This window comes from Chryseobacterium oncorhynchi (assembly GCF_002899895.1).
Classification (GTDB): Bacteria; Bacteroidota; Bacteroidia; order Flavobacteriales; family Weeksellaceae; genus Chryseobacterium; species Chryseobacterium oncorhynchi.
Map to the genome: position 1 here is coordinate 1,177,089 of NZ_PPEI02000001.1, position 24,018 is coordinate 1,201,106.

General features: G+C 35.6%; 27 protein-coding genes. 7 read left to right on the top strand and 20 right to left on the bottom strand.

From position 1 onward, the window contains the following. Positions 1 to 25: 25 nt before the first annotated feature. The gene (locus tag C1638_RS05260; protein ID WP_109618828.1) at positions 26 to 352 is read right to left on the bottom strand and encodes a hypothetical protein; all 327 of its coding nucleotides are present in this window, start codon (positions 350 to 352) and stop codon (positions 26 to 28) included. Between the two features lie 40 nt (positions 353 to 392). Between C1638_RS05260 and C1638_RS05265 the strand changes: the two genes are divergently transcribed. The 3 genes from C1638_RS05265 (at position 393) to C1638_RS05275 (ending at position 3,088) form a co-directional block, all read left to right on the top strand. Beyond that, entirely contained in the window at positions 393 to 575 is a 183-nt protein-coding gene (locus C1638_RS05265) for a C1orf53 family protein (RefSeq protein ID WP_034745671.1), read from the top strand. A 1-nt stretch (position 576) separates the two neighbouring features. Continuing rightward, positions 577 to 1,104, top strand: a complete 528-nt coding sequence (locus tag C1638_RS05270) for a DUF4136 domain-containing protein (protein ID WP_109619095.1) — start codon at positions 577 to 579, stop codon at positions 1,102 to 1,104. 202 nt (positions 1,105 to 1,306) lie between these two features. Then, complete coding sequence (locus tag C1638_RS05275; protein WP_109618829.1) at positions 1,307 to 3,088, top strand: endonuclease; 1,782 nt, start codon at positions 1,307 to 1,309, stop codon at positions 3,086 to 3,088. A gap of 72 nt (positions 3,089 to 3,160) precedes the next feature. On the opposite strand, the gene C1638_RS05280 is transcribed toward C1638_RS05275, so the two are convergent. The 13 genes from C1638_RS05280 to namA all read right to left on the bottom strand — a co-directional run bounded on the left by C1638_RS05280 (position 3,161) and on the right by namA (position 16,849). Further along, on the bottom strand, positions 3,161 to 3,646 hold the full coding sequence (locus C1638_RS05280) for a hypothetical protein (protein ID WP_109618831.1): 486 nt from the start codon (positions 3,644 to 3,646) through the stop codon (positions 3,161 to 3,163). A 14-nt stretch (positions 3,647 to 3,660) separates the two neighbouring features. Then, positions 3,661 to 4,563 (bottom strand): hypothetical protein, encoded by a 903-nt coding sequence (locus tag C1638_RS05285; protein ID WP_228428037.1) that lies wholly within the window; start codon positions 4,561 to 4,563, stop codon positions 3,661 to 3,663. A gap of 77 nt (positions 4,564 to 4,640) precedes the next feature. After that, positions 4,641 to 7,496 carry an OmpA family protein gene (locus tag C1638_RS05290; RefSeq protein WP_109618835.1) on the bottom strand — a complete coding sequence of 952 codons (2,856 nt, stop codon included), beginning with the start codon at positions 7,494 to 7,496 and terminating at the stop codon, positions 4,641 to 4,643. A 10-nt stretch (positions 7,497 to 7,506) separates the two neighbouring features. Beyond that, positions 7,507 to 7,992 (bottom strand): DUF4280 domain-containing protein, encoded by a 486-nt coding sequence (locus C1638_RS05295; protein ID WP_109618837.1) that lies wholly within the window; start codon positions 7,990 to 7,992, stop codon positions 7,507 to 7,509. A gap of 2 nt (positions 7,993 to 7,994) precedes the next feature. Continuing rightward, complete coding sequence (locus tag C1638_RS05300) at positions 7,995 to 9,059, bottom strand: hypothetical protein (protein ID WP_123838337.1); 1,065 nt, start codon at positions 9,057 to 9,059, stop codon at positions 7,995 to 7,997. A 17-nt stretch (positions 9,060 to 9,076) separates the two neighbouring features. Beyond that, positions 9,077 to 10,117 carry a hypothetical protein gene (locus C1638_RS05305; protein WP_109618841.1) on the bottom strand — a complete coding sequence of 347 codons (1,041 nt, stop codon included), beginning with the start codon at positions 10,115 to 10,117 and terminating at the stop codon, positions 9,077 to 9,079. Between the two features lie 45 nt (positions 10,118 to 10,162). Next, entirely contained in the window at positions 10,163 to 11,578 is a 1,416-nt protein-coding gene (locus C1638_RS05310) for a T6SS phospholipase effector Tle1-like catalytic domain-containing protein (RefSeq protein ID WP_109618843.1), read from the bottom strand. Between the two features lie 33 nt (positions 11,579 to 11,611). After that, positions 11,612 to 12,586, bottom strand: a complete 975-nt coding sequence (locus C1638_RS05315; RefSeq protein ID WP_262509802.1) for a DUF2931 family protein — start codon at positions 12,584 to 12,586, stop codon at positions 11,612 to 11,614. A 64-nt stretch (positions 12,587 to 12,650) separates the two neighbouring features. Continuing rightward, a complete protein-coding gene (locus C1638_RS22255) occupies positions 12,651 to 12,821 on the bottom strand; it encodes a hypothetical protein (RefSeq protein ID WP_164463053.1) in 171 nt (56 codons plus the stop codon). A gap of 1 nt (position 12,822) precedes the next feature. After that, positions 12,823 to 14,754 (bottom strand): type VI secretion system Vgr family protein, encoded by a 1,932-nt coding sequence (locus C1638_RS05320; RefSeq protein ID WP_109618846.1) that lies wholly within the window; start codon positions 14,752 to 14,754, stop codon positions 12,823 to 12,825. Positions 14,755 to 14,904: 150 nt separating this feature from the next. Beyond that, positions 14,905 to 15,309, bottom strand: a complete 405-nt coding sequence (gene tssD / locus C1638_RS05325; RefSeq protein WP_109618848.1) for a type VI secretion system tube protein TssD — start codon at positions 15,307 to 15,309, stop codon at positions 14,905 to 14,907. A gap of 194 nt (positions 15,310 to 15,503) precedes the next feature. Then, positions 15,504 to 15,782, bottom strand: a complete 279-nt coding sequence (locus C1638_RS05330) for a DUF2752 domain-containing protein (RefSeq protein ID WP_109618850.1) — start codon at positions 15,780 to 15,782, stop codon at positions 15,504 to 15,506. Positions 15,783 to 15,796: 14 nt separating this feature from the next. Beyond that, positions 15,797 to 16,849: an NADPH dehydrogenase NamA gene (gene namA, locus C1638_RS05335; protein WP_109618852.1), complete on the bottom strand. Its 1,053-nt coding sequence runs from the start codon at positions 16,847 to 16,849 to the stop codon at positions 15,797 to 15,799. 100 nt (positions 16,850 to 16,949) lie between these two features. On the opposite strand from namA, the gene C1638_RS05340 reads away from it, so the two are divergent. Continuing rightward, positions 16,950 to 17,432 (top strand): cytidine deaminase, encoded by a 483-nt coding sequence (locus C1638_RS05340; RefSeq protein ID WP_109618854.1) that lies wholly within the window; start codon positions 16,950 to 16,952, stop codon positions 17,430 to 17,432. Positions 17,433 to 17,789: 357 nt separating this feature from the next. Here the strand turns inward: C1638_RS05340 and C1638_RS05345 are convergent, their stop codons facing one another. From C1638_RS05345 to C1638_RS05370, 6 genes are all read right to left on the bottom strand, one after another. Then, positions 17,790 to 18,098, bottom strand: a complete 309-nt coding sequence (locus C1638_RS05345; RefSeq protein ID WP_076352454.1) for a barstar family protein — start codon at positions 18,096 to 18,098, stop codon at positions 17,790 to 17,792. A gap of 236 nt (positions 18,099 to 18,334) precedes the next feature. Then, on the bottom strand, positions 18,335 to 18,853 hold the full coding sequence (locus tag C1638_RS05350) for a ribonuclease domain-containing protein (protein ID WP_228428039.1): 519 nt from the start codon (positions 18,851 to 18,853) through the stop codon (positions 18,335 to 18,337). A 14-nt stretch (positions 18,854 to 18,867) separates the two neighbouring features. After that, the gene (gene nadE / locus C1638_RS05355; RefSeq protein WP_076352457.1) at positions 18,868 to 19,662 is read right to left on the bottom strand and encodes an NAD(+) synthase; all 795 of its coding nucleotides are present in this window, start codon (positions 19,660 to 19,662) and stop codon (positions 18,868 to 18,870) included. Positions 19,663 to 19,674: 12 nt separating this feature from the next. Beyond that, entirely contained in the window at positions 19,675 to 20,208 is a 534-nt protein-coding gene (locus C1638_RS05360) for a GNAT family N-acetyltransferase (RefSeq protein WP_109618858.1), read from the bottom strand. Then, positions 20,195 to 20,734, bottom strand: a complete 540-nt coding sequence (locus tag C1638_RS05365) for a GNAT family N-acetyltransferase (protein ID WP_109618860.1) — start codon at positions 20,732 to 20,734, stop codon at positions 20,195 to 20,197. Before C1638_RS05365 ends, C1638_RS05360 begins: the two co-directional genes overlap by 14 nt. Positions 20,735 to 20,743: 9 nt before the next feature. Then, positions 20,744 to 21,382, bottom strand: coding sequence for a leucine-rich repeat domain-containing protein (locus C1638_RS05370; protein WP_109618862.1), 639 nt, complete (start codon positions 21,380 to 21,382; stop codon positions 20,744 to 20,746). Between the two features lie 52 nt (positions 21,383 to 21,434). Between C1638_RS05370 and gldB the strand changes: the two genes are divergently transcribed. The 3 genes from gldB to C1638_RS05385 all read left to right on the top strand — a co-directional run bounded on the left by gldB (position 21,435) and on the right by C1638_RS05385 (position 24,008). Beyond that, positions 21,435 to 22,418: a gliding motility lipoprotein GldB gene (gene gldB / locus C1638_RS05375; RefSeq protein ID WP_109618864.1), complete on the top strand. Its 984-nt coding sequence runs from the start codon at positions 21,435 to 21,437 to the stop codon at positions 22,416 to 22,418. 32 nt (positions 22,419 to 22,450) lie between these two features. Next, positions 22,451 to 22,774, top strand: coding sequence for a gliding motility protein GldC (gldC, locus tag C1638_RS05380; RefSeq protein ID WP_106915012.1), 324 nt, complete (start codon positions 22,451 to 22,453; stop codon positions 22,772 to 22,774). 94 nt (positions 22,775 to 22,868) lie between these two features. Then, entirely contained in the window at positions 22,869 to 24,008 is a 1,140-nt protein-coding gene (locus C1638_RS05385; RefSeq protein ID WP_076352462.1) for a cystathionine gamma-synthase, read from the top strand. Positions 24,009 to 24,018: the final 10 nt, after the last annotated feature.

Here is a 24,018-nt window from a genome sequence, read left to right on the forward strand (position 1 = left end):
TTTAGTAATAAGATCCATCGTCATTCTAAAGATATTTTCTAAAGTTCCAGAGTTTCCTCTTTTTAAGATAATTCAAATTGTGTTCATTAGCGTAGGCTTCTCTTTCGAATGATATTCTTTTATAGGCCTGGTATCCATCTTTTAGTTTAAAGAACCAATAATAATATTCAATAACATAGAAAATATAGAAGAATATAATGAGCATTTCCAACTGTTGTCTAAGATGGATCTTTTCGTGATTGATAAGTACATTATTTTCCTTATCTTCGGGTTTCCTAATGAAGATAAAGGGAAAAAGAGCAATGCCATTAATTTTTAACTTTTTTAGTGGCTTTTGGCATACAATTATCATAGTAACAAATATAAAAAGTTTTTTGACTTGCTTTTAACTTATGGCCCATTATGACATCAAAGAAGGTGAAGACTTCTACTATAATGAACAGGGATACAAGGTTTTTACAGAAAAATTCCATTTAAAAAGGGGACATTGCTGTAAAAGCGGCTGCAGACACTGTCCTTACGGGTACGATAAAAAGACTGATACATTCATTAAAAATGATAAAAAAAATAAATAAAATGAAAAAATATATTTTTATTTTGTTGGCATCGGCTACATTGGGATTAACTTCATGTAGTCCTTTTCAGGTACGTTCGGATTATGCTGAAACAGCCAATTTCAATTCTTTTAAAACGTATAAGATAAGAATTGATGATTTAAAATTGAATGATATTGATAAAGACAGGGTTTTGAATGAACTTTCAAGACAACTTCAAAGCAAAGGGCTTCAGTCCGGAGAAAATCCAGATCTGATTGTCAATGTAAAAGCTAACCATAAGAAAGTTACGGATATCAATAGTTCTTCTCCTTACGGAATGTGGGGATGGGGCGGACCATTCGGATGGGGTGTTGGAATGAACAGAACATGGACAACCAATTATAATGAAGGAGCGCTGATTGTTGACCTCATCGATTCAAAGACGAATAAATTGGTTTGGCAGGGTATCGGAAGCGGAATTTCTGTAGATTCTCCAAAATCTAAGCAAAGACAAATTCCTGAAATTCTGGCTGAGATCATGAAAAACTATCCGCCACAGAGAAAATAAGATGTAATTTTATTATTATATATTACCAGCACTTTTTGTGCTGGTTTTTTTATGAGAAACTGTGTATTTACTATCCGTAAAGCCTGTCTTAATTCTTTGGTAATACACCTGTATTTAAAGCCGAATGCGGTACATTCAAAATTAACAATTATGTAATTTTTTATTCATAAAAATGTAGTATTCTTGTTTAAAATTATATTATATGAAAAAAATTATCTTATTCTCTGTATTTTCGGGGCTTGCCTACGCACAGGCACCTTCGGGATATTATAACTCAGCCAACGGACTCAATGGCGCTGCATTGAAAACGGAATTAAGCAGCATCATTAGTAACGGGCATCAGGACAAAGGCTACGGCGGACTGTGGACTGCTTATAAAACTACAGATATTGATAAGGACTATGAAAATGACGGTTCTATTCTTGATATCTACTCAGAAAAGCCTGTAGGAACTGATCCATACAAATATACTCCGGGTTCTAACCAGTGTGGAACTTATTCTACGGAAGGAAACTGCTATAACAGGGAACACATTGTTCCTCAAAGTTTATTTAATCAGTCTTCACCAATGGTATCTGATGTTCACTTCATCAGAGCTACAGATGGAAAAGTAAACGGAATGAGAAGCAACTATCCATTTGGAAAGGTGGGAAGTGCTACTTTTACTTCTCAAAACGGATCAAAGCTTGGAAGTTCCATTTCTTCAGGATATGCGGGAACGGTTTTTGAGCCGATAGATGAATTTAAGGGTGATGTTGCGCGTATGATCTTTTATTTTGTAACGCGTTATCAAAGTAAACTTTCTTCTTTTTCTTCAGGAAATATGTTGGGAAGTTCTACATTCCCGGGACTTCAAACGTGGGAGCTGAATGTTCTTCTTGCATGGCACAATCAGGATCCGGTTTCACAGGCGGAGATTAAAAGAAATAATGCTTCTTACAGCTATCAGGGGAACAGAAACCCTTTTATTGATAATCCAAGCTATGTTAATCTTATCTGGGGTTCTCAACAACCGACTGGTGATACTCAGGCTCCAACAACGGCTACAGGTTTAAATGTTTCCGGAAAAACAGCTAACAGTATTTCTCTTGCATGGAATGCTTCTACGGATAATGTAGGGGTAACGGGTTATACTATTTATATGGATGGAAATCTGAAAACAACGGTAAGCTCTACTTCTGCTACAATTTCAGGATTGAATCCTTCCACTACCTACAATTTTTATGTGGTAGCTAAGGACGCTGCAGGAAATTCTTCTTCTAACAGCTCTACGGTTTCCGGAACAACAAATTCAGGAGGGACTACAATTCCAACTACGGACTGTGTAAATGAAAATTTTGAAGCTATTCCGGCAGCCAGCTCTACTTACACTTCTAAAACATGGAGCAATAATGGTGTTTCCTGGACAGCTACAGATTCAAGAACTGATCAAACAATCAACAACAAAGCGATTACGATAAGAAATGGTTCTTTAACGTCTAACAGTTCATCTAATGGTGGTATTGGATCTTTAACGGTCACTACACAAATGAAGTTCTCAGGAACCAATGGGACTTTTGATGTGAAAGTAAACGGTACAAGTGTAGGAACTATTCCTTACAGTACAACAGCGACAACAACTACTATTAACGATATTAATATTACAGGAAACGTAACGGTAAGTTTGGTCAATAATTCTGCAAGTAACAGAGTGGCTATTGATGATCTTAAATGGACGTGTTATTCTGGTGCTGCGGGAAGACAGGCGAAAAGTATTGCTCCAAGCTATAAGATCTCTCCCAATCCAATTACCAATCAGGAAATTTTTGTAAGCGGCGATGTTCAGAATATCAAGAAAGCTGAAATCTACACATTACAGGGAAAGGTTCTTCAGACTATTGACAGTCCTTTTAGAAATGGAAATTCAATCAAGACCAGAAATCTTGGTCAGGGTGTATATATTTTGAAGCTGGATGGTTCTACGATACAGTTTTTGGTAAAATAACTCAGGTATATTTATTATAAAAGGCCGGTCTCTTTTGAGACCGGCCTTTGTTTTTTATCATTCAAATTATTTTTATTGGTCTTTTCTGACCGGATCTAAGGTAGGGTCCCAAAGTCCTAATTTGTATTTTTTATTGAGGTATTTCACAGTGCTGTTGCGTGATACTAAAAATTCTCTGGCTATAGCATATTCATCAAAGTTGATGGCGAAATGTTCTCTGTACTTTTTTATTTGAGGAGTAATAATAAGACTGTCAAAAGTTTCTTGCGCCGTTTCATTCTGATGGAAACTCAAAGAATCCCAAAGTTTTTTTTGGGCTTTAAAGCATGAATCTTCTATCTGATATTCATATTTATTAATGAAGATACCGGCCTCGGTATTTTTATCATCCAGTTTTTTAAGAAAGGAATTTACATACTTCAGGGTATCTCCTGTAGGTTTATAATTTGCAATTACAGTTCTAAGTTCATCGTTTGCTTTTGTCTCTTTTTTCTGATTTTGAGAACAGGACAGAAGCAATATACACCAGGCTCCTATTAATGCTATATTCTTTACCATATCAAAGATTTCACTTAGTAAACTTTAAATTCTTTTTCTCCTTGTGGGATATAAAAATATCGGTTGATGAACATTCCTCTCATCCCTCCATCATAATCAACTTTTGCCCACAAGGCAGTGTTTCCTCTTAATTGATTGTCTGTGGTATCAAGCATTAATGCCGCCAATTTACCTCCTGCAAAAAACTGTAGCTTATATTTTTCTATAGGCTGCATCTTAAAAGTAGAAGATGTATATGCTTGGTTAAGCTCTTTCCAATTATTTTCAATTTCGTTTTTATTACTGTATCCGGATACAAACAAATCTTTGAAACTATCATACTCAAGCTTCGCAATATTATCCAGTTCTTTGTTCTGATAAATACTCCAGATCTCTTTATATTTCTTCAGTAATTTTGCTTCCAACTCTTTTTTATCCATTTTTTGAAGATCCTGTGCATTCTCAAAAGCTGAATGTAATTGATAGGGAACCTCTACTTTGACATCAAAACTTCCTTCATAATAATTTTTCCCTGCGCCTACAAATTTTTGATTAGAATAATTATCAACTATTTTTACTTCTGTTGAAGGAGTTTTAAATTCTTGTACTACAACATCTCCCTGGCTTTCATTTTTCATATCAAAAGATTCCAGATTCAACGTTAAAGAAGTCTCTTCAGATAAAACAGCTGAATTGACCGGATATAATTTATAAGTTATTTTTTGAGTACCATTTTTAAAAATAAAAGGATTTATCTCAAAGGCAGAACTCGTTGGCTTTTTAAATTGTTTAAAAGCTGGAAAGTCATTAATAAATACTTCAAAATAACATTGATTATTCTCATACCTGAAACCATAATTAGGTTCGATAGGATAATTCTTTACCTGCTTTGATATTTCTGTGACAATATTATCTGCTGTAATATTGGGATTTTGCATAGTCTTATTTTTTTCTTGTGAACAGCTTTGTAAACTGATTAATGTTAAAAGTATTGGAATAAATCTTTTCATTTTATTTAAGGTTTAAATAATTGAATCTCATACATTGGCATTTCAAAAGGTTCTATTAATGTAAACGGAGCCGGTTTTCCTTTATTGGTAGATGCATCAAAAACATCGGTAAATCTATTTTTAATTTTAAGCTCTCCCAAGTATGTTCCTTCAATACCAGAACAATATAATGTTTTTTTAACAAAGAGTCCTTTTCCGCCTTTATTATCAACTCCATATCTCAATCGGGATCCGCATGAACCTTGAATTGTTATATTGAGTTTTCCTTGTATTGAGGTTTGTAATGGATCAAATTCAAACTCATATTTGTATGACCCTAATACCGTTGCCGTGAATTTTATCTGGTCTTTAAGCAGGACTTCGTCTTTTGCTGTAAAAATACCATTCTTTAGCTTATCAATTATGGAGTATGTATTGGTAAGAAGGCTATATTTCACATTATGTTCAAACATTATATCGCCTTTTACCTCTATAATTCCTTTTATCTCAGGTACTCCTTTATTTTTGAAATATTCTGCAATGCTGTTATTATTCTCTTTATTTAGGTCTAATTTTTTCTTAGCTACCTTATCTTTAGGATACATTGCCCCTTTTATGTCTTGTATCGTTTTCGTTATCAGCTGTAACAGATCAAACTCTTTTTTGAAACTGATAGCAATTAAAGGATCTGCTTTTATATTCACTTCATAGACTACTCCTAATTTACCGTCTTTTTGCTTTTGATAATACATTCCTGCATTTATTGCTATTGCCGGTGGAATAAGCTCTACTCCTGCATCTTCCATTCTTTTCAGAACAGCGTCTGCTCTTCTTGCCATTTTAGCGAATTTCTGAAGCTTGGTAGCAATGTTTCGACCTCTTGTTAGATAGATCATTAAAAGTTCGACAAGAATTCCTATCACTACAAAACCATAAATAATGGCTGCTGCTGCAAATCTCGTATAGTCGGTTTGCTTAATAAGGTTGGTTTGGGTACCTACAAGGGAAAGTTCCTGCCCTGATTTCTCTACGGTACGGTTATGAATGGTGTGGATTCCGTAGAAATAGCTTTTTGCCTGGCTTTCAATATATTTCAACAGGGTATGCTCCATGATAAAGTTGGCAGGGAACAGCCTGTATATTTTATAGAATGTTGTATTCTTCAATTCATTAAGAACATCAGAAATCCCTTGCTCCAGAGTGAAATTTTTCTCATGAAAGTAATAAGGCATTACTTTGTCTTCGCTATTGTACTGAAAATGCCCAATCCAGATAATATCCGGATATACTCTTACTTCCAGAGTAGCGTTTTTCTTACTGGCATAATAAGCACAGCTATTGATGTAAAAGGCAAATTTATAATCAATTTCTGAAAAAGGATTGAGAAATTTCGCCAACATTAACACGTAGTTCTTGGGAAACTGAGCCTGTTGTGAAAATACGGTTTGCTTTACCTTTTCTCCTTTTTTAGGGAGTAAGTCTTTACCTCCTGTTTCATTAATATAGATGGTAGTTTTATCATGCTTTTCTTTTCTGAAGCATCCTTTATTTTCACGATCAATTACACTGACAGTAATTTCTTTATTTTTTTTGGCATCCGGACCGATAGTTTCATAGATCAATGCGGCTTGGTTGTACTCTAAATAGCTGAAATCAATTTCTACTCTACGGTTCTTTTTATAAGCCTCTTCGGTTTTTCCTGATACGGCAGGGTTTACTTCACCATATCCTCTCGTCTTTATTCTGTTTTTAAGAAGTCCTCCTTTTACAAAAAAATCTTTTACTGCTTGTGCTCTTCTTTCAGAAAGGCTCTGATTATAATCCAGGGTACCTCTATCATCTGCATGCCCGGAAAGGGTCATATCCAGATGTTGATTGTATAAAAGAAAGTCTAATATTGCTTGTAAAACATCTCTTTCGTTAGGGCGTATTTCTGCTCTATCAAAAGCAAAATGAATTCTGCTGGTCACCAGCTGAGTTTCGGAAGTTATTTTTTTAAATTTTGTACTCCCTTCTTTAAAGACTACAAAATGTTCTCCATTATCATCTACATTAATTTGTCTAAATGTACATTTATGGGTATTCTTTTCATTTTTATCGGGTAAGCCTACTTTGGTTGGGGTATTGGTTACAGAACTTTCTATGCCTTTACTTACCACATTATTCTGAATCCTAAGAAAACGTGCGTGGACCTTGTCTTTGCCATCGGTTACTTCAAGCCCCGAGGCTGTTTTTACTCTTACGTAAAATTCCTCCTTAGCTTTAGGTTTGCCTATTTTACCATACCATTGATACGTATTTCCTATTTTAAGATTAATCTGTCCATCGACAACGTCTACGTTATAATAGGTAAAAATCAGTTTATCATCTTTAAGGCCTTTTCCTCCTTCTACAACTTTGTAAACGTCTACAAATACTTTTTCACCATTCAATCCTTCTGTATCTAAACGAAGATGAATAATATGTCCATAAGAAAACACATAACTTTGTCTTTCGTCTTCACCTCCTCTTTGCTTGCACCATGCACTTTTGATAATTCTGGGTTCAGTCCAGCCTTTTACATACAATCCCGTGGTATTGGAATCTCTTTTTCCGGAAAGACTTGCTTCTATATAGTAATAATAGCTTCCACAATATTTTTTTGCAATCTTAAACTTATATCCAACTGCAGATGCTTTTTTCTCAATAACACCCTGTCTGTCTGCCGTTTGCTTTATCCATACTACCGGTTTTTTCTTTTCTTCAGCAGTAGTACCCGGCAGCCAATCATTCACCTCAAAAGTAACCTCCTTATCGGCTAAAAGTGTCACTCTTTTTCCCAGCACTGTCATATCCGGATGATAAGGACCTTTAAATTTTATTGTTTTAACTCCTTTTGCCATTTCTGTTATTTTAAATTACATCATCGCCCTCACCAGAAGGCTGATCCTTATACATTGATTCTGTATTTACCAAAGGATTAATCTGCTGTTGTACATCCTTATCGGCATTTTTAAAGTTTTGTTGACTGGCTTCTGCCTTTTGACCATGATCTATGATTTCTATACAAGGCGTTCCGGCAACGGCACAGATTGCCTTGCTGTCTTCCAGAATAATGTATCCGCCATTGCTGAGCTGTACCTTTTCATAGAATTTTTGCCATTCGGTGACCATGATTTTGCATGGTGGCGGCGGGCCTCCATTTTTTGTGCAGTTCCCGAATGTATTTTTCTCAAAGGTTGCTCCTCCAATTTCCTTTGTGGTAACAATTAGTTTTTTAGAGGCATTTTTATCGTTCGCATATTCTTTCTGATGAGAAAGTACCTTAAGCTTATCCGGAGCCTGTCCGAACTGGCACTTGCACATCGCTCCCTGTACTACAATATGTTTTTCTGCCATAACTATTGTTCTTTATTGGATACTACAAGTCTTGTGAGGTACTGATTTCCGAATTCAAGGCGAACAAAATTAGTATTCATCTTGAAAGTAACTACCGTTAATGCTTTTGAAGAGTTTTCATCGGTGTCTACCGTTGTCTGGTAAAGCTGTGCATTATATCTTGCAAATTTTGTTTGACATTCTGTAGGTGAACTTTCATTGAAAATTAAACCATAAGGTAACCCTGATACTTTTTTATCTCCGTAATACTGTAAAGCATAGTATTCTTCTCCATCATTCATTTTGGCATAGATCATATTGAAAACTTCTTCGATATCCCAGCTTGAATATTTTCCGCCTTTACAGGTTTCACATTCAGGCTCGCTTGGCTGTATCTGTAGGAGTTTTGTAAAGGTATCAGCAGTAGTAGGAAGGGAAATAAATTGTTTTTTACTAAATAATCCCTGTAGTTTTTTGGAGGTTGTTTTCTCTATCAATCTTCTGTTTTCAATCTCTGCCATCTGGGCTTCTGCTTGTACTTCCGCTTCTTCCATCTGATCAGATGTAGGAGCAGCAGCATCTGCAACGGCTTGGGCTGATGAAGTTTTGGATCCTTTATTATTCAATAGAAATTCCTTGATTTCTTTTTCCAGCTTGCCTGTTGATTTGGTTTGTTTTATATCAACTTCTTTCTTTGACCAGCTATCAGGTGTTATATTTTCAAGGGAAATGCTAACCTTTGTACTTTTTTTGGAAATTTTAGCAAGAGTCACATTCCAACTTGCTCGTTGAATAAATTGCTTAGGTTTTGCTCCTTTGTTTACTGCAAGTTCCAGATAAGGATTTTTGTAACCTGCATCATATTTTAGGTTATGGAGATCAATAGTTGTTGAGAAACCGCCATCAGAAGCAGCTGCCGCATCCGCCATCCCGTCATTTTTTGTAAAATCATTTTCGAAATCAAAAATGATATTTTCCAGGACTTCTATGTTCTTGGGTACTGTAAACTCTACTTTTTGCCCGAAAGACATGCTGAAATATATTATAAAGATCAGCGTAAGTATTTTATGATTTAATTTAAGATTCATTTTGTTCGTTTTTTTATTTATTCTGATATCGCAGTAACTACTGTCGATATTTTCTTTTCTTCTGTTAGCATAATACTGCATTCCAGATACAGTGTTTCGGGCAGAAATGTTTCTCCGTTCAGATAATATTGTATCCTGAAATCCCCGTCGTTATTCATCGTCGGATCATCTGAAATAATCATTGAAAAAGGATAGTTATTGATAAAATCAGATGTTGTTCTTTCATCATTCAATTTTCCTTCTCCTGCTATATTGACGAGATCGTATTCATCTTTTAATGGATCTACTTCTATCTGTATTTTGTACTCAGGTTCTATGGGATTATTGACAACCGGAAAGCTTTCTTTTCCCTCTATCTGGTAATTTTGTCCAAAGCTTTGATACATTCCGAAGAATAAGGTTCTGATGAAATAATCATTTTTCAGATAAAGCTTCAGGGTCTCTGGTTCCTCTATTATTTTTTCAATCTTATCACAGTATTGATCTACTATAGCACCCTCAAATTCTTTATAAACCTCATCTTTAACGTTAGTCCATCTTTCTTTAAATACTGAGAGGTTCTCAATGTTGTTAAATTTCCCATGCTTATCTACACTCACCTGCAAAGGGTATAAAACCTTAGAAGTCTTATACGCCAGCATATCTGCTATTTCATTAACCTCTTCCTCATTCAGATACAGGTCGGAAATTCTTTCGATATCAAAAAAATGCAGGTTATTTTCGTATTTCAGCCAACGTACAGATGTTTCATATTTCAGTTCATTTTTATGATCTCCTGTTTCAATATTGATGACCACTCCATATTTCTCCAATGAATGTTCCGGTTGAAAAACAATGCTGTTTCCTCTTCCAAATTTCACTTTCTTATTTTCATCTGCAACAGCAATTCTTGGAATAAAAAGCTCTTTCTGCACGGTAATTCCTATGAGAATCATGTCTTTTACCTGACAGTGGTTGTTGTGAAATAACTTCAAAGCATCTGCATCCAAACCATAAAGTGTGGCAATACTTTTTAAAGTTTCATTTTTTTGAATGATATGGGTATTAAACTTCTGCATATGATGATCCTACTTCAAAATTCTTTCTATAATTCGATTTTAATTTTAATGAATAACTCTTACTCTATTGGGTCTTGGATCCATTCCTATTCCCTCTCTTCTTGCTGACCAATGCAGATATTTATGTCTAAGCTCTCCAAGATCTTTTTGCTCCTGAGCTTCTTTCTGGTACTCAGCATATCTTTTCTGTGGAATAGATGCGCCCAGATAAGCCTTTTCCAGATCTTCTTTTCTTTTAAAGGTATAAGGTTTTCCATCTCCCATTACATAAGGCTCTAAACGATTTTTCACTCTTACCAGCAATTCGTCTGAAGCAATGGAATAGGTTTCATTAATCATCTTTTTATCTTTAATCGGAAGATCTTTTTGAATACCATAATCTGCCATAAAGTGTAACGGAATGAAGCTGAATGTCTTTACCAGTTGACGCTTACTTTTTAAAGACCAATAGAATCCGGAAGTGATGGTAAGTTCCCCTTCTGCAAACCAGCCTTCTCCCTCAAGTTCTTTTTTCAAAGCCTCAAGTTTAGAGGTACTGAATCCCCAGGCAGTCTCAAGTTCTTCCCATAATTCTTCTCCGTTTTCATAAGCTCCACCTACATCACAATGTACTCCTGGAAATGTTTTTTCTATTCCTGTACGTACTCTTGTAAGGTCAAAGTTCTCTCTATGTTCGTCTTCTGCAATAAAATGAATCACCGTTTGGGCTTTTCCAATATCATTAAGGCTCAATTCTTCTACATCATTACTGAAATTGGGTACAGGTGACAAATATTTTGAATAAGAGGAAACGGTATCGTACACCCCCAGAAATCTGACTTTTAAAACATCAATGGTAATTCCGGCTTCTTGTAATTTCAAGCCTAAATGTCCCCACTTAGGAAGTTCCTCCGCAGTTACGTCTTTTCCATCATCATCGGAATACGTCGTCGTTGTCATCCCGTCATTAGAAACCGTATGGGAAGAGGCTTTATATTTAGCTTTTGATATTTCATAGACAAAATTTCGGGCGGCAGCGGCTCCACGGCTAAAACCAAATACATCAAAAGTAAGCACGGCAATTTTATCGGCTTTCTTTGAGCTTTTGATGTTTTTCACCTTTTTTACAATCTCCTCACATCCTTTTCTCACTTTGGATCTGATCCCTGTAGCTCCTGTACCAAAAGCATATCCAAGGGTTTCATCTCCTTTGGCATCTTCTGTTCCGATTCCTTCTATATAAATACCGTAGTCTTTATCATAGTTATCCCACATTCGGGCTACATTGCTCCAATCGTTATTATAGCTATTATTATCGCCGGGTACACCTCCATGTTTTTTGTAGTCTGCAGTTTTATTTACCCTTTCTATGGTATTGGTTTTATTATTCAGAGTTCCGTCAAAAAATATCCCAATGGTAATATCCAATACTTCCTCTTTGGTTATTGTCGGTGAATATCCTCCAAATTGATTATTGTGCATAGTTCTCTTTTTTTAATGGGTTCACAGGAAGTTTTATTCTATTTTTTTGGATAACCTGACATTTGCTTTGGTAATGAAAACTTCACCTTTCTCGGTAATTAAAGACAGAAATACCTTTGTATTATCATCATTTACTTTAATGGTAAAATCGATCTCTTCATCCTTGTCTATTTTTTGAAATAACTCAAAAATCTCTTTCTCATCAAAGGAATCTATCCATACACCATATCTGTTTTTATCCTTATCTCTCCAGTAGAAACCACAGAATTTCGGAATAGCTCTTTCTTTATAGGTATCATCTTTTAGGCTTTTTGCAAAAAGATTTTCCTGCTCACCATTATAATTGGTAAATCCAAAGTCCAGCCATACACCGCCATCAGGAAGAATAGCTACAGGTTTCCAATGGTATCTTTGTCTGTACACCTCATAACTCTCTTCAGCCGGATATCCCTCGTTTTTGATTTTCTCCAAAACTTCAGGTTTGAATGTCTTGTAGGATGGATCATTCAGCATTCTGTCTGCAAAGCCCTCATTAAACATATATTGGGCATTGTCATATGCTTTTTCTTTAGTAATAATGGTATCATGAGCCTGAAAAGCTCCTATTTCTTTTTGGTTTCCCGGACCTTTTGCCCATAAAACCACTTTTCCTTTAGGTGCCAATCCTACGATAAATGTGTTGTAGGTTGTCCTTTTACGGGTATCCTGGTCTACAAAGCCTTCTTCAAAAAGCTTTTTAATTTTATCTTTATTCAGATCCCATTTTCCGGTATAGAACTTTTTTTCAACTAGGGAATACCATGTAAACTCCAGATGATGTGGAAGATTCATTTTTTCAGTCTCAACGCTCATCGTTCCCCCTTCATTTCCCCAGCCTGTATTTTGTGTTCCCCAGATAGCATCAAAGCCATAGGTAAAATCATCTGCAACAATAGCTCCTTTATAAACTTCCATCGGATATTCCTGCGGCGCAGAAACCGTCCCCAACCATTGATATTTTTCTTCCATTTTTTTATTCTGACAATTTATTGTTGAAAAACAACATACTACACAAAGAATAAGAGCCTTTATTTTATTGGTGACCATGAGACATAATCTTTTTATTACTCGCTAAAACAAGGTTTTGCTTTTGGGCTTCTACATTAATCTTTTGTGCCCTCTTTTCTGCCTTTTTTCCTACATTCAGCTGATAAGTATCTTTTACTGTTATCAGTATATTGCTTGCTTTCTTAATAATCGCCATACTAAAATAGTTTTGATTTTTCAGCACTATTGAATTCTACTATTTTTCCACTTTGCATGGTCATATTTTCCACTTCGCTGAACATGGAAATTTCCCCTGCTATTTCATTGGAAGTCTCGGAATGTCTTTTAAACTCCTTATCTACCAATTCTGTTCTGTTATCTGAAGATTCTTTGATATCTCCGGAAGCAGTCTGCATAATATCTTTACCTGCTGTAGAGCTTATATCTTCATTTGCTGTATGGCTAATACTTGCTCCAGCATCTATGCTAATTTCTTTTCCTGCCGTAATATTGATGTTTTCACCTGCATTTAAGGTAAAGTTTTTAGGAGCTTTCATATTGATGTTTCCTTTACCGTCCATAAAGTAGCTGTTTCCACTTGGATCCAGAATGGTTACACTTCCCTCATTATCATTCAGTAATATTCTGATACCGCTTCTGGTTTGTATGGATTTCAAATGATTATCGATTCCTCCGCCCAGCGCCACACCACCATGAAACATACCACCCATTACGAAAGGTCTGTCCGGATGGCTGTGAACAAAATTAATCATCACCTGATCTCCCACTTCCGGAATTGCCACATAGCCTCTGTTTTGAGATATCTGATCTGTTCCTCCGGCATCCGGACTCATCATACGGATAAAATGAGTTGTATCATTAGTTTGCCAATCGAATCTCACCTGTACTCTTCCTTGTCCATCCGGATCTGTATTGGAAATTACAGTGGCTATCTGTGGTTCTGCCTTTGGAATATTGTATTGCGGTCTTGGAAGAAATCCTGTATCAGCTGCTATTCCTATAAAGCTTCCTTTATAATGACCAATGGTATCAATTTCATGTTCGGCTTCTGTGATCATAATCCTTGTAAAATAAGAGGTCTCGTTAGAATCTGGTTTACGCATCTGTACATCTGCTACGCAACCTGGATGCAGAAAAGGAACAGTTGTGTTTCCAGAAATGGTAAAAACATTCACGGCTTCACTTCCGGAAGCACTTTTCTGAGAATATTCTACATCAAGGTGTGTCGTTGCCTTAATGGGAGCCATCTGCAATGCCGGTGTTTTATAGATAGAGTCGTTATGGCTGTATGCTGTTTTGGCAAGGTCTCCTACGTGTTTAATAGGAGTTGCCCCTGAACTGAGTCTTTCATGCTTATTACTATTATAGCCATAGTATTTGGGTTTGGTATGAACTGCTTTTAATTCAACCTTAATATCATGGGCGCTGCTTCCATAGGTTAAAACAATGGGTTTATTCTGAGGCGGAAGTTTCCCGAAATGCAGGACTTCACCATCGTAAAAGAATTGTTCTCCGTAGGCTTCAGCCATTCTTGCCAGGTAATTATAGTGGGTTTCATCATATTGACTGCTGTAAATGATCTGAGAGAAATTGTTAGCATCTATTCTGATATCAAAACGGCTCTTATCAATTCCCTGTTTGATGACCTCTTCTGCAATGATTCCCATATTTACAGACTGAGTACCTCCAAAACTTTGAATATGGGGTGCACCGTCAAGTAAAATTGTTGGACTGCTGCCGGTCAATACTATATTTCCAAGGCTCATTCTCTCCTGACTGAAACCTACTCCTGTGATTACTCCCACAAAGGTTCTTTCAGGGCTGTTATCAATATCTTTGTATGAAATGATTGCTGTAAGACGTTTTCCAAGGAATTTATTGGCATCCTCCAGAGAATGGGTTTGTCTTTCACCTAAGGTATCATGGGCCAGAGTAAGGGTAAATTCGTGGTGATGTCCTGTGCTTTGTTTAAGCTTAAAGTGTTTATAGTATTTGATAATCTTCCCTTCTATAACGAGGGAAAGCTTTACCAAACGGTTGATACCTGTATGATGATTTTCTGATACACCATCTGCATTCTGCGTAGGACGAAAGGATGCGGCATTTGATTTTCCAGGTGTGTTTGACATATTGTGTTGTGATTTGTTTAAGTTTCTGAAAATTATTCAATAAAACGGGAATTTAAAAAAATAAATAAAATCCCCTAGAATAAGGCTTTACAATAGGTAAAAAAAGACCGTCTTATAGGGACAGCCTTTTTATTTCTTTGTCATGAAGACTTAGCTCATTGGCCAAAGTCCTTCATAAGCTGAATTTCCGTAGCTAATACTTTCAGCACTTACTACAAAGCTAATCAGCATATTGTTGCTGTCTATTGCATCAAAATCTACTTCATGTTGGATTACATATCCATTTTCCCATTTTAAAGTGATCAAAGTTCCCTCTTCATGAGATTTATTGAAATTGATTTCTCCGGTTGTAGGTTTATATTTGCTGTTCAGTAGACTTTCTAAAACATCAGACTTTTCAGTTGCTTCAATTGTTACTTTGATTAGAGCGTTTGACGGATCTGATGCTACACGTCCTGAAATATCTGTAGCTCTTGATACGCTGTAGTTAAGTTTTAATAACTTCTGACCTTCACCTCCATTGAATTTTAAGATTCCTCTTGAATTTCCTGCCATATTCTTAAATTTAAATCATTAATAATAGCCCTATATAATAGGATCTATATAACAAAGATAGACTTCATGTTCTAATTTAAAAAGTTTTAAGGCAACAGTTTCATAAATTGTAGTAGTTCTACGACTATCTATTCAACGGGATTACATAAAAACTAATAAAACTGTCTTAATTTTTAACATTATTAAAAAAATAATCAGAAATGTTTATAAATATAAGAAACTATTGCAATAACAAGATTGATGACGATAAGGCCCAATAAGACATTCGTGTATTTCCTTTTCTTATCTATAAAGCTTAGCCCTAGTGTAAAGAAAAACAGCAATAAGGTATACACCGCCGGATACATATGAAAAGCCTCAGAAAACTTGCCTTCAAAAACCAATACAATTGCTCTTTGAGCACCACACCCAAGGCATTCTACACCCAGAAACTTTTTACTGGGACAGGTCAGCATGAAGTCTTCAATATTCATTTCTATAAGATTGGTTATGAAGAAATTTTTGCCCTTGTATATTGTTGTGGGAAAAAGCACTCTTCTTTCATTTCAAAGGCTCCCTGAATTGCCAGATATGGATTCCTAAGAATTTCTCTTGCTACAAAAATCAGATCTGCCTCATTATTCTGAAGAATTTCTTCTGCTTGTTCTACATTCGTAATTAATCCTACAGCACCTGTTTTCACCTGAGCTTCATTCTTTATTTGTGAAGAAAAGGGAACCTGATAGCCATTAAAAACTGAAATTTTAGCTCCATGAATATTTCCACCGCTCGATACATCCACAAGGTCAACAGAATGTTCTTTTAAAATTTTCGCCAACGCTACACTATCCTCAATACCCCAACCGTTTTCAGCATATTCTGTTCCGGAAAGACGTACAAAAAGAGCCGTATCATCATTCAATTCTTCATTTACAGCATCTACAATTTCAATCAGAAAACGGATCCTGTTTTCAAAGCTTCCGCCATATTCATCTGTCCTGATATTGGAAAGTGGGGACAAAAACTGATGAATAAGATAGCCATGCGCTCCATGAAGCTCAATTACATCGAACCCAGCTTTTACAGCTCGTTGGGCTGCCTTTTTAAAATACTGTACATGTTCTTTTACCTCATCAGTACTCAATGCATGAGGAATCCTTTCTGATGGATGATAAGGAATAGAACTTGGTGCAATGGTTTCCCATCCTTCTTCAAGAGAGATCTGAAGATTATTCCATGTTGAACCTTTTCTCCCTGCATGAGCCAGCTGAATTCCTATTTTACTTTCTGAGTTTTTGTGAACAAATTCTACAATTTTCTGTAGTTTTTCTTCCTGCTCATCATTCCAGATTCCCATACAATGATTGGTGATCCTTCCTCTTGGTTCTACACCTGTAGCTTCTACAATCAGTAAACCTGTTCCACCCTGTGATCTGCTTCCGTAATGCACGAAATGAAAATCATTCGCCATACCGTTTTCACATGAATACATACACATTGGAGACATTACCCAACGGTTTTTAAGCACTACATTCCTGAATTGTATTGGGGTATATAACATTTTATTTGTTTTAAAATTTGAACTTTATTATTAGAAGAATAAATATTGCCCACCTCATTAAAAAGAAGTAATTTTACGCCCCTTTTTTAGTCTACAATATATGAAAAAAGACATACAGATCAGTTACGAATATTTTAAAAATAGCAGTGAACTGACCGATATAGAAATACAATTATTCGAAAGAGCCAAGGCGGCCCGCGAAAATGCTTATGCACCCTATTCTCAGTTTTTTGTGGGATGCTCTGTGTTATTGGAAAACGGAGAAATATACTCCGGAAACAATCAGGAGAATGCCGCTTTTCCATCCGGACTTTGTGCTGAGAGAACCACATTGTTCTGGGTAGCAGCCAACTTTCCAAATGTTAAAGTAAAAAAAATATTTGTGGTTGGCGGACCTAAGGAATTTCATGAGAAAAACCCACCGATCCCGCCTTGTGGAGCATGCCGTCAAAGCTTAATAGAATACGAAACCAAGCAAAACGAAAACATCGATCTTTATTTTTCAAGTATGAATGAGGAAGTTGTGAAAGTGCATGCAGTGAAAGATCTATTACCTTTTTATTTTGATTCTACATTTTTGTAGGAGTGAAAAGGTAAAATCGTAAAAAGGCTATCGACAGCCCCCCAATTAAATATTCAGCATTTGCTGTAATATGAATGCGGATTTACATCATATTTGTAAGTCATAGCAAATTTTTGATCAAAAAACCAACAGAGATTCTGTTGGTTTTTTTATTTTAAATGATCTATAAAGAGAATTCTCTCAGTTGAAAAACACTAAGATGCTAAGGTTTTGATACAATATTATGCTGAGAAAGCGCAAGGATTTTATCTACGATAAAATTGAATGCTGTTGATTTCTTTTGTAATAATAGATTTTAAATAAAAAAGAGACTGTTCTATTTCTAAAACAATCTCTTTATTTTTTTTACATTACAGATTAATCTTCTGTTTCTTCTTCCTCTTCATCATCTTCGTACTGCTCCAGATAATAGCTGAAAGTAAAATCTTCTACTTCTTCCTCTGCATCTTCCAGCGTAGTTAGAAGATCTTCAAAAATTTCCAGTTGATCTACTGTCATATTTACGAATTCAAGGTGAAGCGGCATTTCTAGGTCTCCGGTAATGGTATCGAAAAGCGCATCAAGATTATCCCCAAAATGTTCAGGAAGCTGAATTTTTTCTTTTAGTTGGGTATAAAAATCTTCATAATCACCTATATCTGTAAAATCTATATATACTGTCTTCATATTGAACTAAATTTCCAATTCTTATTAATTAAAAAGGTCTTGCATTTTTTGCAGAAATCCGTTTCTTCTGTTTTTTATTTTTTACAGGTTTTTCTTTTTCTAAGCATGAGAGCATCAGATGGAAAAAAAAGTAAAAAAACAGATTTATTATTTTTCAAAATTAATACTTATAACTATTTAAATGCAAATTATACATCAAGTCATTGCGAGGAGCTATAACTATTTACTACGTACAATTATTGCTTTTCAAAGCTTTTATAATGATTCTTGGTAAGATAAACATCTCCATTTTGGGTGTAAATAATTCGGTCTGCATTTCTTCCACCGCAGTGATAGTTTACATCTGCTTCAAAATACTTATCACCATCCGGCAATCTTCCCTCTCTGTTACCAAATTTATCTCCACCAATTGCTTTCCCCGGAAGCACTTCACAAAGATTTCCTTTTGATGGATTCCAGCCCTGATTTCTGGCTTCATTTTTTGTAATGTAATAATCCGGAAGTCTATGATTTTGCTTTACATAACTTATCACTGTTTTTTCTTCAGTCAGTTTATCAATAGAAACCTGTACTGATGAGTTTCCAGCATTATACTGATCCTCTGTAGTAGTGCTTCCATAACTTACAGCCTCTGTTTTTGCAGCATTAAAATGATCTTTTTTATCTGAGATAAAACGGTTGTAGATATACATCACAGACATCCCAAAGAGAAGACCGAGACAGATAAAAAATACACCTCTTATTTTACTGTTCATTGTAACAATTTATTTTATGATTCTCTCCACTCTTCCGGAATATCACAGATTGGAATAGGATCCATCTTATGTTTTGCAGCCTTATGCATTCGGTCAAAGATCAGGAATACTTCTTTATCTCTTCCTTCATAGTCTTCAGCCGTTTTGGTTCCATATTCTTTCTGAATTTTTTCCAATTCTGGATAAGTTGCTCCGATCTGTTGTTCGTCAGTTCTGTCTACATCCCAAAGTCCGTCTGTTGGAATAGCCTCCTGAATACTTTTAATTAAATTCAAGCCTTTGGCAAGTGCATACACCTCGGTTTTATATAAATCGGCAATTGGGGATACATCTACTCCTCCGTCACCATACTTTGTGTAAAATCCGATCCCGAAATCTTCAACTTTGTTTCCTGTTCCGCATACCAAAAGTCCGTTAAGCTGCCCGTAATAGTACAGGGTAAGCATTCTCAAGCGTGATCTTGTATTGGCAAAAGCCAATTTTTCATTGGGATATAAATCGTCTTTTACATCAAAAGTTTTATAAAGTTCTTCAAAAGCGGGAGTCAGATCTACAGACATGATCTCTACATTGGGAAATCTTGATTTTAAATCATTCATATGGTCCTTTGCACGATCCACCTGATCTGCTTTCTGGCGGATTGGCATTTCGATCAGTAATGTTTTCAGTCCCGTCATTGCGGCCAATGTAGAAACTACTCCGGAGTCTACTCCTCCGGAAACTCCTAATACATATCCGTTTACTTTAGCTTTTGTTGCATAATCCTTTAACCAGCCAACGATATGGTCTATCACTTTTTGTGTCTGCATCGTTTATATTTTTTAGTCTATTCCAAATTCCTTAGGATATTTTACAACCCCATTTTTATTTTTAAGTCCGTCTTTTACCAGCTCAATGGCCATTCCATTTTCTTCGGGAATTTCAAACGGAAATGAAATCCCAAAATTACTTGTTTTTTCGTAACCAAACTTAGGATAATAAGTTTCATGTCCTATTAAAATAACAGATTGATATCCTAGTTCTTGGGCAATATGATGTCCTTGAAGAATAAGTTTTCCTCCAATTCCCTGATTTTGAAACTCAGGTTTTACGGAGACCGGCGCCAAGGCAAGTGACTCAAAAGTTTCTGAATTATTCTCAATGCAAAGCTTTGTAAACAAAATATGTCCTGCAATGTCACCATTTTCATCTTCTGCCACCAGTGATAATTCCGGAATAAAAGCATCCGATTTTCTTAATTTCTCAACCAGAAATTGCTCTTGATGGTCACTATGCTCCATGTCTCTGAAAGCCTCTTCTATCAATTGAAAAACTTTTTTATAGTCTTTTTCTTCTTCTTGTCTAATCTTTACCATTTTCTACATTATAATTTTCGCGTTTCAATTTATACCAAAAGCACATTACACCATCATCTTCAAATTCACCTGTATTTTCAAAACCCAGCTTTGTTAAAATATAGTTAGAACCTGCATTTCCTGAATCTGCATAAGCGTATATAGTCTCAGCCTTTAAATCATTAAAACCATATTCAAGAGTAGCTGTTGCAGCTTCCCAGGCATAGCCTTTCCCCCAAAATTCAGGAATGAAACGATAACCTAAATCCAGTGTTTCAACATGGCCGTTGATGGGTTTCTTCAGTAATTTTAATCCGCACCATCCTATCATCAGTCCGCTCTCTTTTTCAACCACAGCCAGCCTCCCTACTCCATTTTCTTCATATTGTTTCTGAATCATTCTGATATCATTCTGTGATTGTTCCAATGATGTTACAGGAGTTTCAAGATACTTCATCACCTCAGGATCAGAATGCATAAGGAACATTCTTTCAGTATCTTTATCTTCAAGTTTTCTTAAAATCAGTCTTTTTGTTTCTATTTTCATAATATTAGTTTATTGTTCAGCTCCAAAAACAGTTACATCCGTTTTCAATCCTTTTTTAATATTCGTTTCTTTCATATCATTTCCACCTACATTTAGGGTTTGCAAAATCGGATTTCCTGAAATATCAATTTTCTGGATCTTATTATGTTCTACATTGAGTTTTCTTAAATTTTTAAGCTGAGTGAGATCAACTGCTTTCAGCTTATTTAAAGATAATGTTAATTGATCGATCCTTGGAGTATCTTTCAGTGAAATACTTTCCAAAAGGTTGTTATCTACATACAATGAAGCCAGTTTTTTCAGATTTTCTGCCTTGAAAGAAGAGATTTTACAGCCTGTGCATGAAAAGAGTTCAAGCTTTTCCAGATTTTTCAGATGAATGACAGGAATTGTATTATCATCAAGCAAGATCATTTTTACATTTTTAAAAAAGGCCAGGTCCTCCGTAGATTTGATATCTTTCTGAACCAAAAATAAATTGGCAACCATTTCAGCCTCTGAGGCCTCTATTACTCCGTCTTTATTCAGATCAAAATTTTCAACAACGGCTTTTTCCAGGTTTTTATCTTTAAATTCAAGCTTTTGCCCATTAAAAAAGGTAAGCCCTAAAATAAGACTGAGGGCTGTAAATATTTTAATTTTCATCATGAATTGTCTATTTAATCCTTATTTTTGTAAACTTAAATTCCATGTAAAAATAATGAAGATTTTTAGATATATTGCGCTTTCTTCTATTTTAGTTGCAGGACTGAGTTCTTGCAAAAAAGAACCCGAAAATCAATGGAAAATAGAGATTAAAGATACTGCTGGAAAGGTTGAAATGACTGACATTTCTAAGGAATTCTATAATCCTAATATTTCGTTGGAGCAGTTTAAAACCCAGTTCCCTTGGTTTCAGGGCAGTGTTTCTGATGCAGATTTCGGAAAAAGAAGAACAGATGCTGAAGAAATAAAAATCTATAAGGAAGCTATTGGAAAAATAGATCAGGCTAAGCTGCAAAAAGAGCTTCAGGGCTTGTTTTCCCATATAAAACATTATTTCCCCCAGTTTAAGAGTCCAAAGGTATTTCTGTTTTCGTCTGCATTACAGATGGTTCAGGATCCGATTTTTTATGACCAGAAAGGAAATCTTTTATTTATAGACATTACGGGCTTTATGGGAGATGGCAACGCTCACTACAAAGGACTGGAACTTTATTTCCAAAAGTCGATGAACCCTCAGAATATTGTTCCCAAGGTTTCTCAGCTTTTTGCCGAAAATATTGTAACCGAATCTGCCGATCACCAGAAGTTTATTGATCAGGTTATTCTTAACGGAAAGGTGATGATCTTACAGGATGCTTTTCTTCCCGACTTTCCTGATTATTTGAAAATAAATTACACCAAGAAGCAGTATGAATGGGCGATCACCAATGAAGCCAATATCTGGAATTATTTTGTGGAGAGCAATTTGCTGTTTGGTGATGATCCAAGATTAGGTGAACGTTTTATTGCGCCGGGACCATTTTCAAAGTTTTATACTGAAATTGACAATGAGTCTTCACCACAAATTGGAATTTTTACAGGATGGCAGGTCTGCAAGGCTTATCTTAAAGAAAAACCTGAAACTAAGCTGAAAGATTTCCTGAAAATGGATGCCACAACAATCTTTAATCAGTCCGGTTATAAACCGAAACTTAAATAATAGAAAATTTAGAATTTAGAAAAAATAGAGAAATGAGAAAAACTCAGATTACGATAGATGTAGAGCTGGATGAAAACCACATCCCTGAAAATATTACATGGAACGCTCAGGATGGAGGTGTTGAGAAAGAGGAAACTAAAGCAACTATGATCTCTGTATGGGATGATAAAGCAATGGAAGCTTTAAGAATTGATCTTTGGACCAAAGAGATGCCCGTAGATCAAATGAAGATGTTTATCCACCAGATTTTAATGTCTTTGGGAAGTACTTATCAAAGAGCTACCGGTGAAGAAGATGTAGCACAATGGCTGGAAGAAATTGCAGAAGAGTTTGCTGTAAAATCAGCTATTAAGTAAAATACAACACAATAAATGTAACTGTTGACCAATATAATAATTATAAAACATTAATAAATTGGTACGCTGTTAGATTGATAAATTATAAAATATTATGAATTTTAATACAAAAGTAATTCACGGAGGGCAGCATCATGAGTCTGCAACGGGTTCTGTAAATGTTCCTGTATTTTTAACCTCTACATTTGCACAGAAAAGCCCGGGAGTACATTCCGGATATGAATATTCAAGAGCTGCTAACCCTACAAGACAGGCATTGGAAGACTCTTTGGCAAGCATTGAAAACGGAGCGAGAGGTTTAGCTTTCGGTTCCGGACTTGCAGCTATTGATTGTGTTTTAAAATTACTAAATCCAGGTGATGAGGTAGTTGCTGTAGATGACCTTTATGGGGGAACTTACAGAATGTTCACCAGACTTTTTGAAAAATATCAGCTGAAGTTTACTTTCGTTAATTTTGATGATGTTTCTAAAATTGCTGATGTAATTACTGATAAAACTAAACTGATTTGGGTAGAAACTCCAACGAACCCTTTAATGAAGTTGGTAGATATCAAAGCTGTAGTAGAAATTGCTAAAGGAAAAGATATTTTAGTAGCCGTAGATAATACTTTTGCTACCCCTTATATTCAAAGACCAATTGATTTGGGAGCTGATATTGTAATGCACTCAGCAACTAAATACTTGGGTGGACACTCTGACGTTATTGCAGGAGCTCTTATTGCTAAAGATGCTGAACTGGGTGAGAAACTTCACTTCATTCAATTTGCAAGTGGTGGTATTTTAGGACCTCACGATTCTTATCTTGTACTAAGAGGGATCAAAACATTGGCATTAAGAATGCAAAGACACTCAGACAATGGTCTTGCAGTAGCAAAATATTTAGAAAATCACCCTGCTGTTGATAAGGTAATTTATCCTGGATTGGAATCTCACCCTCAATATGAATTGGCAAAATCTCAAATGAAAGAATCTGGAGGAATGGTTTCATTCACATTCAAATCCGGTAAGAAAGAAGATGCTGTTAAATTCTTAGAGAAAGTAAGAGTATTTACACTGGCAGAATCTTTAGGAGGTGTAGAATCTCTTGCTAACCACCCTGCTTTAATGACTCACGCTTCTATCCCTGCTGAAAAACGTGCTGAATTAGGAATCACTGATGATCTGGTTCGTTTAAGCGTTGGAATTGAAGATGCAGAAGATCTTATTGCAGATCTGGAAAAAGCTTTTTCTTAAAATATAAGAT